Source organism: Burkholderia sp. MSMB1835 (assembly GCF_001526365.1).
In the GTDB taxonomy this organism is placed as follows: domain Bacteria; phylum Pseudomonadota; class Gammaproteobacteria; order Burkholderiales; family Burkholderiaceae; genus Burkholderia.
The window spans coordinates 223,808-236,417 of record NZ_LOYP01000042.1 but is presented as its reverse complement, the minus strand read 5'-3'; the positions used below and the strand labels follow the sequence as shown (position 1 = coordinate 236,417).

The following is a 12,610-nucleotide window of genomic DNA, read 5'->3' as shown; positions in this document are numbered from 1 at the left end:
GCCGTTTGTCACAGGCCCGCGAACGGGGCGTCGACGCCCCGCCGCGCCGATTATGTCAATATCCTCATACAAATGAACCGGCCGCGCGATCCGTTTGCCGCGCCCGGAGCAAATATCCTTCCCGCCCCGAATCTCCCAACGTCACGACCGTCGCGTCGTCGCGCCGGTATACTTGGCTACTTTGCCCTTGCCAGCCGCTCCCCACCGCCACATGGTGACATCTCTCATCGTCCGACTCGTTGCGTGGTCGGTGCGCCGCCCCGTCTGGGTCGTCGTCCTGTCGCTCGTCATCGCCGCCTTCAGCGGCGTCTACGTCGCGCAGCATTTCAAGATCAACACCGACATCAGCAAGCTCGTCGATGCGGAACCGCAATGGGCCGCGCTCGGCAAGGCCGTCGATAAGGCGTTCCCGCAACGCAACGGCACGATCCTCGCGGTCGTCGAGGCGCCCGCGCCCGAATTCGCGACGGCCGCCGCGCATGCGCTGACTGAAGCGCTGCGCAAGGATGCCGACGCCGGCCGCATCGGCCCGGTCGCCGAACCGGGCGGCGGCCCGTTCTTCGAGCACAACGGGCTGCTGTTCCTGTCGCCGCAGGATGTTTCCGATACGACCGAGCAACTCGCGAGCGCGCGTCCGCTCGTCAATGAACTCGCGAAGAACCCGAGCCTCACCGGGCTCGCCACCACGCTGTCCACCACGCTCGGCCAGCCGCTCCTGACCGGCCAGGTGAAGCTGCCCGCGATGGCGAAGCTGCTCGCGCGCAGCGCGGCGACGGTCGACGACGTGCTGGCCGGCAAGCCGGCCGCGTTCTCGTGGCGCGCGCTGGTCGACAACGATGCCGCGCGGCAGCCCGCGCGCGCGTTCGTCACCGTGCAGCCGGTGGTCAACTACGGCGCGCTGAAGGCCGGCGCGGCAACGAGCGAGGTGATCCGCGACGCGGCCCGTTCGCTCGACCTCGAAAAACGCTATGGCGCGGCCGTGCGCCTGACCGGCGAACAACCGCTCGCCGACGACGAATTCGCGTCGGTCGAAGACGGCGCCGCGCTCAACGGCGCGCTCACGCTGCTCGCCGTGCTCGTCATCCTGTGGCTGGCGCTGCGCTCGAAGCGGATGATCGGCTCGGTGCTCGTCACGCTGTTCGTCGGCCTCGTCGTGACGGCCGCGCTCGGCCTCGCGATGGTCGGCTCGCTGAACATGATCTCGGTCGCGTTCATGGTGCTGTTCGTCGGCCTCGGCGTCGACTTCTCGATCCAGTACGGCGTGAAGTACCGCGAGGAACGCTTCCGCGACGCGCGCATCGATCACGCACTGATCGGCGCCGCGCACTCGATGGGCATGCCGCTCGCGCTGGCCACCGCGGCCGTCGCGGCGAGCTTCTTCTCGTTCATCCCCACCGCCTATCGCGGCGTATCCGAGCTCGGCCTGATCGCGGGCGTCGGGATGTTCGTCGCGCTGCTGACCACGCTCACGCTGCTGCCCGCGTTGCTGCGTCTGTTCGCGCCGCCGGGCGAATCGAAGACGCCGGGCTTTCCGTGGCTCGCGCCGGTCGACGATTACCTCGATCGCCATCGCAAGCCGATCCTGATCGGCACGCTCGCGGTCGTGATCGGCGCGCTGCCGCTGCTCGCGTTCCTGCATTTCGACTTCAACCCGCTGCACCTGAAGGATCCGAACAGCGAATCGATGGCGACGCTGCTCGCGCTGAAGGATTCGCCGCAAGCCGCCGTCAACGACGTCACGCTGCTCGCGCCGTCGCTCGCGCAAGCCGATGCGGCCGCGAAACGCCTCGACGCGCTGCCCGAAGTCGGCCGCACGACCACGCTGTCGACCTTCATCCCCGCCGACCAGCCGGCCAAGCGCGCGGCGATCGCCGCGGCCGCGAGCGAGCTGCTGCCCGCGCTGACGCAGCCGGCCGCGCCGCCCGCGACCGACGCGCAGCGCGTGACCGCGCTCAAACGCGTGTCCGACCTGCTGAGCTATGCGGCCGAAGATCACCCGGGCCCGGGCGCGGCGGCCGCGCAGCACCTGTCCGCGTCGCTCGCGAAGCTCGCCGCCGCCGACAGCGCGACGCGCGATCGCGCCGAACGTGCGTTCTCCGATACGCTGCGCATCGCGCTCGACCAGCTCGCGTCGCTGCTGCAGCCGCAGGACATCACGCGCGAATCGCTGCCGCCGGCGCTCGTGCGCGACTGGGTCGCGCCGGACGGCCACGCGCTCGTGCAGATCTCGCCGAAGGTGCCGAAGGGCGTCGACCCGAACGACGACACGATGCTGCGCCGTTTCGCGAAGGCCGTGAAGGCCGCGGAACCGGGCGCGACCGGCGGGCCGATCTCGATCCTGCATTCGGCCGACACGATCATCAACGCGTTCCTGCACGCGGCGCTGTGGTCGATCATCTCGATCACGATCCTGCTGTGGGTCACGCTGCGCCGCTTCGGCGACGTGCTGCGCACGCTGGTGCCGCTGCTCGTGTCGGGCATCGTGACGCTCGAGATGTGCGTCGTGCTCGGCATGTCGCTGAACTTCGCGAACATCATCGCGCTGCCGCTGATGCTCGGCGTCGGCGTCGCGTTCAAGGTGTATTTCGTGATGGCATGGCGCGCGGGGCAGACGGGGCTGCTGCATTCGAGCCTCACGCACGCCGTGCTGTTCAGCGCCGCGACGACGGCGACCGCGTTCGGCAGTCTGTGGCTGTCGCACCATCCGGGCACGTCGAGCATGGGCAAGCTGCTCGCGCTGGCCCTGACCTGTACGCTGATCGGCGCCGTGGTGTTCCAGCCCGTCCTGATGGGCAAACCGCGCGTCAAACGCGCCAAGAACCAATCGCAAGGAATCAATGAATAAGGTGCGAATCATTGCGGCGACCGTCGCCGCCAGCGCGATGCTGACCGGCTGCGCGACGGGACCGAACCGCAATCCCAACGACCCGCTCGAGCCGATGAACCGCGCGATGTACAAGTTCAACGACACGGTCGATTCGAACATCGCGGTGCCGATCGCGAAGGGTTACCAGAAGATCACGCCGACGCCGGTGCGCACCGCGATCAGCAACTTCTTCTCGAACCTCGGCGATCTCGGCAACATGGCGAACAACCTGCTGCAGTTGCGCATCACCGATGCGACGCAGGATCTGATGCGCGTGGCGATGAACTCGCTGTTCGGCGTCGCCGGCCTGATCGACATCGCGACGCCGGCCGGGCTGCCGAAGCATCATCAGGATTTCGGGCTGACGATGGCGCGCTGGGGCATGCCGTCCGGCCCGTACCTCGTGCTGCCCGTGTTCGGGCCGAGCACGATCCGCGACGGCGTCGGCCGCGCGGTGGACGTGCGCTTCAACCTGCTGAACTACATCGAGCCGGCCGCGCGCAATCCGATGTACATCGCGCAGTTCATCAGCGCGCGCTCGGACCTGCTCGGCGCGACCGACCTGCTGAAGCAGGCCGCGCTCGACCCGTATTCGTTCGTGCGCGACGCGTACCTGCAGCAGCGCAAGTCGTTGACGTACCGGAGCCAGTCGGCGTCGGCCGCGCCGCCGAGCTACAACGAACCGGGCGAATCGGGTGCCGTGCCGGCGGCCGCGCCGGGCGTGCCGGGGCTGCCGAACTACGAGGATCCGGGCGACGCGGGCGGCGCATCGGGTGCCATGCCGAACAACGCACCGGCCGCGCCGGGATTGCCGCAGTACGACGATCCGGGTGCCGACAACGCGATGCCCGCAAGCGCATCGGCGGCCGCGCCGGTCGCTGCGTCGGCGGCTGCACCGGCGGCCGCTTCGGCCGGTGCGACGACGGCGCCGGCCGCCAACGGCGCGCCGATCGCGCCGGCGATGCCGACGCTGCCCGCGAGCAGCCCGGCCGCGCGGTAACGCCGCAACCGCGGCCGCGCAAAAACAAAGAGCGCTGCATGATGCAGCGCTCTTTTTTCGTCCGCGCGAAACGCGAACCGGAAAGCGGGGAGGAGGGCGGCGCCGCGCGCCGCTCAGGCGATCCGCATCGCGCCCGCCCGCTCGAACGCGTGCCGCGCCTGGATCAGGGTCGTGCGCGCCGCGCGCGCGTCACTGGCGACCTGCAGCAGCGGGCCGAGCTGCGACGGCTGCTTCAGCAGTTCGCGCAGGATCGGCAGGATCGCCGTGCTGCCGTCGTCGCGCAGGCCAGCGGTTGCCGCACGCGGCAGCGTGCGCCACGCCGGATCGACGATCGCGCGACACACCGCGAACGGCACGCCGCGCGCGGCCGCGAACGCGGCGGCGATGTGCGACTCCATGTCGACGGCCAGCGCGCCTTTCGCGCGATGCAGCGACGCCTTGTCCTGTTCGCCGACGACCGGCGCACCGACGGCCGCGACCGTGCCGCGCGCGACACGCGCCCACAACGGCGTGTCGTGCAGCGCGGCGACGAGCCGCGTGCTCCAGCCCGCATCGGTCTCCACGCGGCCGAACGGCCCGTCGATCGCGCTCGCGATCACGAGCGCGCCCGGCGCCAGATCCGGCGCGAGGCCGCCCGCCGTGCCGAAGCTGACGATGCCCGCGCAACCGCGCGCGGTCGCGTCGGTCAATGCGCGCTCGAGCCGGTCGGCCCGCGCGGCGAACACGGCCTCGACGCCGTCGCCGCGCGCGATGCGCGCCTCGAACGCCATCCCCGTCACCGCGATGACGGGCAATGCGCCGTTGTGCCTTGACACGCCCACGCGTTACATCCCGACCGTGACGCGCGTCGCGTTCGCGCGCTTCAGGTTGCGGTAGCGCGCGAGCGCCCACAGCGGGAAGAACTTGCGATAGCCGTGGTAGCGCAGGTAGAACACGCGCGGGAAGCCGGTCGCGGTGAAGCGCGTCTCGTCCCACAGGCCTTCTTCGTTCTGCCGGGCGACCAGGTAATCGACCCCGCGCGCCACGGCCGGGTTGTTCACTTCGCCGGCCGCCATCAGGCCGAGCAGCGCCCACGCCGTCTGCGACGCCGTGCTCGGCGCCTGCTCGAAGCCGCGATAGTTCAGCTTGTAGCTGTCGCCGTCCTCGCCCCAGCCGCCGTCCTTGTTCTGGATCGACAGCAGCCACTGCGCCGCGCGCTTCATGCGCGGATCGTCCGGCGTCAGGCCGGCCGCGTTCAGCGAGCACAGCGCGGTCCACGTGCCGTACACGTAGTTCATCCCCCAGCGGCCGTACCAGCTGCCGTCCGGCTCCTGTTCCTTCAGCATGTAATCGAGCGCGCGGCGAGCCGGCTCGCTGTTCAGCGGCGTCTCGCCGAGCTGCGACAGCATCGACAGGCAGCGGCCCGATACGTCGGCCGTCGGCGGATCGAGCAGCGCGCCATGATCGGAGAACGGGATGTTGTTCAGGTAGTACTGCGTGTTTTCCGGTTCGAACGCGCCCCAGCCGCCGTCGCTACTCTGCATGCCGACGACCCATTCGCGCGCACGCGCCATCGATTCACGATACGTGTCCGACTGCGTGAGCTTCTGCGCGCGATCCATCGCCATCACCACCACGGCCGTATCGTCGACGTCCGGGTAATACGCGTTCGCGTACTGGAACGCCCAGCCGCCGGGCCGAACGTGCGGGCGGCGCGAGATCCAGTCGCCGCGCACGTCGAGGATCTGCAGCGGACGCAGCCATTCGAGGCCGCGCAGCACGGCTTCCTGCGCACGCGCATCGCCGGTTTCGAGCAGCGCATGCGCGGCGAGCGACGTGTCCCATACCGGCGACAGGCACGGCTGGCAATACGCTTCGTCGTCGTGCACGACGAGCAGCTTCTCGACCGACTTGCGCGCGAGCGCGCGGTTCGGATGGTCTTCCGCATAGCCGAGCACGTCGTACATCATCACCGCGTTGGCCATCGCCGGATAGATCGCGCCGAGGCCATCCTCGCCGTTCAGGCGCTCGTCGACGAACGACACGGCCTGACGAATCGCGCGTTCGCGCGTATAGCTCGGGAACAGGCCGTCGACCGCGCGCAGCGCATGGTCGACCACGCGGAAGAACGCGAACCAGCCGGCGCTCTGGTGCCCCTGGCGCGGCAGCAGCCCGGCGTTGACGGGCGGATCGATGAACAGCTCGTCGATGCGCACGCCGCGCGGGTTCTTCGCGAGCGGACGCTTCGCGTTCAGCACCAGCAGCGGCACGATCACGGTGCGCGCCCAGTACGACACTTTCGACAGGTGGAACGGGAACCACTGCGGCAGCAGCATGATCTCGACCGGCATCATCGGCACCGCGCGCCACGGAATCGCACCGTACAGCGCGAGCTGGATGCGCGTGAACACGTTCGACATCTCCGCGCCGCCCATCGCATGGATGGCCTTGCGCGCGCGCTGCATGTGCTCGGCGTTCTCGTCGTCGCCGATCACCTTCAGCGCGAAATACGCCTTCACGCTCGCGCTGATGTTCGGCGCGCCATCGGTGAACAGCGGCCAGCCGCCGTCGGCCTGCTGGATGCGGCGCAGATATTTGCCGATCTTCTGTTCGAGCTCGAGGTTCGGCGTCTCGCCAAGATAGTGGACGAGCAGCACGTATTCGGCGGGAATCGTCGAATCGGCTTCGAGTTCGTAGACCCAGTGCCCGTCCGGTTGCTGCGCGGCCAGCAGCGCGTCGGTCGCACGCGCGACAGCCGTGTCGACGCCGGCCGGCACGGCGCCGGCGGACAAGGTAGCCATTTCGGTGAGATCGTTCATCGGTCCCTCTGTTTATTGCGTCTGGAGCACGTCCGCGGCCAACTGGCCGGAACGGATCGCGCCCTCGATCGTGGCGGGCAAGCCGGTGGCAATCCAGTCGCCCGCGAGTACAAGATTGGTCCAGCGCGTGCGCACGGCCGGACGCTTCATTTCCTGCGACGGCACCGCCGCAAAGCCCGCGCGCGGCTCGACGACGAGCTGCCACGCGGGAATGGTTTCCGGGTTCGCGCCGCTCACGCGCGCGACGTCTTCCCAGATGCGTCGCGCGAGTGTGTCGCGCGGCAGGTCGAGCCAGCGGCCCGCATCGCGGATCGTCGCCGCGAGCAGACCGTCGCCGGTCCGCACCGCATCGACGACACCGTTGACGACGGTCGTCTGCAGCGAATCGCCGGCCGGCTTCCCGAGCGCGAAATACGCGGTCACGACCGCGCTGAACGTATCGGGCGCGGCGAGTTCGGGCACGAGCGGCTGCGCGACTTCGGGCGGCACGGCCAGCACGACCGCGTCGCCCGGCGCGAGATCGATGCGCTCGCCGCCGACCGACACCGCATCCACCGCATTGCCGTGCGCGCCGAATTCGAACGCGTCGAGCCGCGAATTCAGGCGGATCTGCGCACCGCCGTGCTGCAGCATCCGCAGCGCCGGTTCGACGAACGCGCTGCCGAGCCCGCGGCGCGCGACGAGCGGACGGCAGCCGGGCCCGCCCGCCGCAAACGTGCCGCACAGCGCGGCGCGCGCGAGTTCGGCGCTCGCGTGGCGCGGCTCGATATTCAGCACCCCGACGAAAAACGGCCGCAGCCAGCGATCCCACAGCACGCCGTCGCATCGCATCGTCTGCGCGAGCGAGCGGCCCGTGCGCGCGAACGCGAGCGGGGCGAGCGCGAGGTAGTCGAGCGGCGTCGTGCCCGGCGCGCGCGATGCGGCATCGAACAGCCACGACGGCCAGCGGCCGTTGCCGAAACGCAGCGTCCAGCGCTGCTGCGACGCGATGTCCACAACCGGGCATTCAGCCAGCGCGGGCCCCGCGAGCTGATCGGCCGCGCCGATCGCGCGCAGGTAGCGCTGCGTCGCGGGCTGTCCCGCGAAAACCGTGTGCAGCCCGCTGTCGAGCGTCGTGTTCAGCGTCCCGTCGAACCACGAGCGGCAGCGGCCGCCCGCGTGTGCGTGCGCGTCGTGCAGCACGATGCGCCGCCCGCGACGTTGCAGTTCGACCGCGGCCGACAGGCCCGCGAGTCCTGCGCCGATCACGTGGACGGTTCTGGGCATCGCGTCGGCCGACTCAGAACAGCGCGTAGCGCGCGGCGATCATCAGCATGCGCGCCTTCGGCTTGCGCAGCGGCGCGCGCGGCGCGGCAAAGCCGCGTGCGATCGCGGCGTCGAGAATGCAGCGATAGGCGCCCGACATGATGCGCGGCGCCTTCACCTGCGCACGCAGGCACGTGTCCATCACCGCGTCGGCCTGACGGAAGTGCTCGAGCGCGCGCTCGACGAGCGTCGCGCACACGCGCGGCAGCGCCGGATCGCGCACGATCGTCGCCGGATCGGTGATCGCGATGCCTTCGCGCGCGAGCAGTTCGCGCGGCAGGTAGCACCGGTTGATCGCCGCGTCGTCGTCGATGTCGCGCAGGATGTTCGTCAGTTGCAGCGCGCGGCCGAGGTGGTGCGACAGCGCGATCCCTTCGGCTTCCGGCATCCCGAAAATGCGCACCGACAGCCGGCCGGCCGCGCTCGCCACGCGATCGCAGAAGAGGTCGAGCGTCGGCTCGTCGGGCGCGCAGATGTCTTGCTCCGCGTCCATCGCCATTCCGTCGATCATCGCGTGGAAATCGGCGCGCTGCAGGTTGAACGCGCGGATCTCGCGATCGAGCGCGGCCAGATGGCGCGGGGGGCGCCCGGCGAAGCATGCGTCGATGTCCGCGCGCCAGCGATCGAGGCCCGCGTTGCGCTCGGCGCGCGGCAGGTCGCTGTCGGCGATATCGTCGACCGCGCGGCAAAACGCGTAGACCTGGAACATCGCATCGCGCTGCGCGGCCGGCAGGATGCGCATCGCCAGATAGAAGGAGCTGCCCGATGTGACGGCAGCGGCGTCGGTTTCTTGTTCGTCCACGACGGAATGGGAAACGGCCAAGACGAGCTCCACGGAGACACCCACGCGGGGCGATTGAAGAAGCCATGCCCGGCTGGGATGGTCAGGGCGTCAAATGCGTGCGAGATATGCGAACGATCGACGCAGACAGGCACAAATTACCGGCCGGAAGCCGGAATTGGCCGAAAGTATAGCAATCTTTGAAGTTCGATGGCGGACACGCGCCATGTGGGGCGGGGTGTCGAGCGCCGTCTGGCGCGCGTGCGGCCCGCTTTGGCGAACGGACGCCGCGCGGCGCGTCAGCCGTACACGATGTCGCGCTGCAGATCGAGCGCGATGAGCCCCATTTCGCGGGTGAGCTGCAGCATCGAGCGGCGCTCGAGGCGCGAGCCCATGAAGCTCGTCACGCGGCCGTCGGGCTCGGCGGTGAACTGGAAAACCGCGCCGCCAGTGCCGAACCACGCGCCCGGCACGTCGGGCGATTCCTGCCAGTCGATCTGTTCGAACACCCGCGCGATGCCCGCGCGCACCTGGTCGCCCGGGCCGATCGGCGGCGCGACGTCGCCCAGATCGTCGAGCGAATAGGGGCCGGGTTTGTTCGGCTTCCGGTAGAAGAGATAGTCGACGTTCATGGGGCGCAATCGCAGGCAAAGCAACAAATTAGCGCGCTTCGGCACAAATTCAAATCGGATCCGGACGAATTGTCGCCTGCGCGACACAACGGGACGGTTCGTTGCCGGTCGGGAAACGCGGGCGCGCGATCGCGTCTCGATGCCGGCGGGTTCGTCTAAGATGACACCTTTCTCGAAAAAATACGGACACCATGGAGACGAACGACACCGCCACCCCGCAGTCCGATCATCCCGTTTTCGTGCTCGTGCACGGCGCGTGGCATGGCGCGTGGTGCTACGCCCACGTGGCGGCCGCGCTCGCCGCGCGCGGCTACCTGTCGATCGCGCGCGACCTGCCCGCGCACGGCATCCATGCCCGCTTTCCCGCGTCGTATCTCGCACGGCCGCTCGACAAGGATGCCTTCGGCGCCGAGCCGTCGCCGGTCGCGAACACGACGCTCGACGACTACGCGACGCAGGTGATGCAGGCCGTCGACGACGCGTACGCGCTCGGCCGCGGCAAGGTCGTGCTGGTCGGGCACAGCATGGGCGGCCTCGCGATCACGGCGGCCGCCGAACGCGCGCCGGAGAAGATCGCGAAGCTCGTCTATCTCGCGGCGTTCATGCCCGCGTCGGGCGTGCCGGGCCTCGACTACGTGCGCGCGCCGGAAAACCGGGGCGAGCTGCTCGGCCCGCTGATGCTCGCGAGCCCGCGCGCGGCCGGTGCGCTGCGCATCGATCCGCACAGCGGCGACGCCGCGTATCGCGAATCGATGCAGCGCGCGCTGTTCGAAGACGTGTCGCAGGCCGACTTCGACGCGGTCGCGAACCTGATGAGCTGCGACGTGCCGGCCACGCCGTTCGCGACCGCGATCCCGACGAGCGCCGCACGCTGGGGCGCGATCGACCGCCACTACATCAAGTGCCTGCAGGATCGCGTGATCCTGCCCGCGCTGCAGCAGCGCTTCATCGACGAAGCCGACGCGTTCGCGCCCGGCAACCCGACCCACGTGCACCAGCTCGACAGCAGTCATTCGCCGTTCGTGTCGCAGCCGGCCGTGCTGGCCGGCGTGCTCGCCGACATCGCGAAAAGCTGAGCGGGACGGGCGCGCTCGGTCACGCGTACGCGACCGACCGATCGCGCCCGAGCCGCTTCGCACGATAGAGCGCGGCGTCGGCTTCGTTGACGAGCACGTCGCAGCTCAGCGCGCCGGCTTTCGCGCACGCGGCGCCGACGCTCGCCGTGACCGGCACGCCGACGCCCTCGGCATCGACCGGCATGCTGCCGATCGCCTCGCGGACCTTGTCGGCCACCCGCATCGCCTCGTCGAGATTCGTGCACGGCAGCAGCAGCGCGAATTCCTCGCCGCCGAAGCGGCCGAACGTATCCTGCGCGCGCACGATCGACGCGACCCGGCGCGCCGTCTCGCGCAGCACGGCGTCGCCCGCCGCATGCCCGAAGCGGTCGTTGATCGTCTTGAAGTGGTCGAGGTCGAACAGCAGCACCGACAGGTCGCCGCCGTAGCGCTGCCAGCGCAAGAATTCGTCGCCGAGCCGCGCCTCGAAGAAGCGCCGGTTCGCGATGCCGGTCAGCCCGTCGCGATTCGCGTGTTCGCGCAGCTTCGCGACCGCTTCCTCGCGCTCTCTTTGCATCACGCTCACGTGCGTGACGTCCGAGATCGTCACGCACACGGCCTCGACGTCGCGGCCGCGCGTGAGCGGCATGAACGTGCAGTCCTGCTGCATGTAGTCGACGCCGCCCGTGATCGGCCGGTCGTGCTCGAAGCGGAACAGGTAGGGCCGCTGCTCCCACGAGCTGAAGGCGAAACTGCCGAGCTGAAACACGCTCTCGAGCTTGCGCGACAGCCATGCGCGCGGCAGGTCCGGAAAGCAGTCGAACAGGTTGCGGCCGATCACGTCGGCGGCCGGGATGCCGCTGTGGTCCTGCATGAAGCGATTCCACATCAGGACGGTCATCGAACGGTCGAGCACGAACAGGCCGAAGCCGACCCGCTCGATCACGAGGTCGCTCAGCGACGGGGCGGCGGCCGTCATAGCGCGGACAGCAACGCGTCGAGCGCGTCGCCCATCAGCCGGATCGAATCCTCGGCCATCAACATCACGAAATGCGCGCGGAACGTGTGATCCTCGAGCCCGAAGTTCACCTCGAGCAGCAGCGCGACGCTCCACCCCAGTTCGTTCGGCTGGAAGACGTCGTCGAACGACACGTTCGCGCCGAGCAGCCCCGGCGGAAAGAACACCGGCTTGCGGCCGAGTTCGTCGAGGATCGACGCGACGCAGGCGCCCATCAGCACGTTCGCGACGTCGAACACGAGCTCGTCCGGCGTCGCCATCCCGCCGTACACGCCGTCGCCGAACGTGCGGTCGACGACCGACATGAGCCGCGCGACGCCCGCCGTGCGGCACAGCACGATCGCCTCGCCCTTGATGTCGGAACGGAAGCCCTGGCGCACCGCGGTCACGTTGTCGTGGATGCCCGTCATCTCGCGCAGCGCGGCGCCCGCGTCGGCCGCTTTCACGACGCGCACGCGCGGCACCGACAGCTCGATGAAGTGCCCGAGCAGCAACGCAAGCCGCGCGGCGGCGCGGCCCATTGCAAGATTGGCGATTTCCTGCAACGCGTCGCGTTGCTCCGCCGTGAACACCGATTCAGGCATACAACCCATACTCCTTGAGAATGGGCAGCAATGCCTCCGACGTCACGGGCTTGGCAACGAATGCGATCGCGCCCAATTCGCGCACGCGTGCTTGCGCCTGCGGCTGGATATCGGCGGATACCACGATCACGAACGTGTTCAGATCTTCGTGGCGCAGTGTTTCCAGGACCTGATATCCGCTCATGTCGGGCATCGTCAGGTCCAGAAACATCACGGAAGCTTTGCCGTCACGATAGAGCGCCAAGGCCTCGCGACCATTCGCTGCATACGCGACGTCAACGTCCCAATCTCCCGGCAGCGCCTTTGTCAGAAGTTTGCGAGCGAGCAGCGAATCGTCGGCAATTACAATCGGCAAAGGCATGGGGCGATGCGGTATACGGAATGGTCTCTCTCGCGTTAACGACCGCGCGGCGCATTTCTTGAGTGCCATGCGTTTCGGGCGCGGGGCAACCGCCTTGCGGCCGCGCACGGGCGCCGCGACGCAGGTGCGCGCGACGCACCGCGCGGCAATCGCCGGCGGGCGCATGTATCTGTCATAGGGGAAAGCAAGGCGCGATTCTCGGAGTAAACC

At 69.2% G+C, this 12,610-nt stretch carries 11 protein-coding genes; 3 read left to right on the top strand and 8 right to left on the bottom strand.

Annotated elements, in window-relative coordinates; translation table 11 throughout:
- Positions 1 to 211: 211 nt before the first annotated feature.
- Positions 212 to 2,845, top strand: coding sequence for an MMPL family transporter (locus WS96_RS17345; protein ID WP_059834068.1), 2,634 nt, complete (start codon positions 212 to 214; stop codon positions 2,843 to 2,845).
- Entirely contained in the window at positions 2,838 to 3,866 is a 1,029-nt protein-coding gene (locus tag WS96_RS17340; protein ID WP_059834067.1) for an MlaA family lipoprotein, read from the top strand. Before WS96_RS17345 ends, WS96_RS17340 begins: the two co-directional genes overlap by 8 nt.
- Positions 3,867 to 3,979: 113 nt before the next feature.
- Here WS96_RS17340 and WS96_RS17335 read toward each other — a convergent pair whose 3' ends face one another.
- From WS96_RS17335 to WS96_RS17315, 5 genes are all read right to left on the bottom strand, one after another.
- On the bottom strand, positions 3,980 to 4,636 hold the full coding sequence (locus WS96_RS17335) for a phosphorylase (RefSeq protein WP_059834065.1): 657 nt from the start codon (positions 4,634 to 4,636) through the stop codon (positions 3,980 to 3,982).
- Positions 4,637 to 4,690: 54 nt separating this feature from the next.
- Positions 4,691 to 6,664, bottom strand: coding sequence for a squalene--hopene cyclase (shc, locus tag WS96_RS17330; RefSeq protein WP_059834063.1), 1,974 nt, complete (start codon positions 6,662 to 6,664; stop codon positions 4,691 to 4,693).
- A 12-nt stretch (positions 6,665 to 6,676) separates the two neighbouring features.
- Positions 6,677 to 7,930, bottom strand: coding sequence for a hydroxysqualene dehydroxylase HpnE (hpnE, locus tag WS96_RS17325; protein WP_059834061.1), 1,254 nt, complete (start codon positions 7,928 to 7,930; stop codon positions 6,677 to 6,679).
- A gap of 13 nt (positions 7,931 to 7,943) precedes the next feature.
- Positions 7,944 to 8,792: a presqualene diphosphate synthase HpnD gene (gene hpnD, locus WS96_RS17320; RefSeq protein ID WP_059834059.1), complete on the bottom strand. Its 849-nt coding sequence runs from the start codon at positions 8,790 to 8,792 to the stop codon at positions 7,944 to 7,946.
- Positions 8,793 to 9,049: 257 nt separating this feature from the next.
- A complete protein-coding gene (locus WS96_RS17315) occupies positions 9,050 to 9,382 on the bottom strand; it encodes a hypothetical protein (protein WP_059786237.1) in 333 nt (110 codons plus the stop codon).
- A gap of 191 nt (positions 9,383 to 9,573) precedes the next feature.
- Between WS96_RS17315 and WS96_RS17310 the strand changes: the two genes are divergently transcribed.
- Positions 9,574 to 10,458, top strand: a complete 885-nt coding sequence (locus WS96_RS17310) for an alpha/beta fold hydrolase (protein WP_059834057.1) — start codon at positions 9,574 to 9,576, stop codon at positions 10,456 to 10,458.
- A gap of 19 nt (positions 10,459 to 10,477) precedes the next feature.
- On the opposite strand, the gene WS96_RS17305 is transcribed toward WS96_RS17310, so the two are convergent.
- The 3 genes from WS96_RS17305 to WS96_RS17295 are packed head-to-tail and all read right to left on the bottom strand — an operon-like array spanning position 10,478 to position 12,400.
- Entirely contained in the window at positions 10,478 to 11,416 is a 939-nt protein-coding gene (locus WS96_RS17305) for a GGDEF domain-containing protein (protein ID WP_059499602.1), read from the bottom strand.
- A complete protein-coding gene (locus tag WS96_RS17300; RefSeq protein ID WP_034205817.1) occupies positions 11,413 to 12,039 on the bottom strand; it encodes a chemotaxis protein CheC in 627 nt (208 codons plus the stop codon). The genes WS96_RS17305 and WS96_RS17300 overlap by 4 nt, the downstream gene beginning before the upstream one ends.
- The gene (locus tag WS96_RS17295; RefSeq protein ID WP_011548759.1) at positions 12,032 to 12,400 is read right to left on the bottom strand and encodes a response regulator; all 369 of its coding nucleotides are present in this window, start codon (positions 12,398 to 12,400) and stop codon (positions 12,032 to 12,034) included. The genes WS96_RS17300 and WS96_RS17295 overlap by 8 nt, the downstream gene beginning before the upstream one ends.
- Positions 12,401 to 12,610 lie beyond the last annotated feature (210 nt).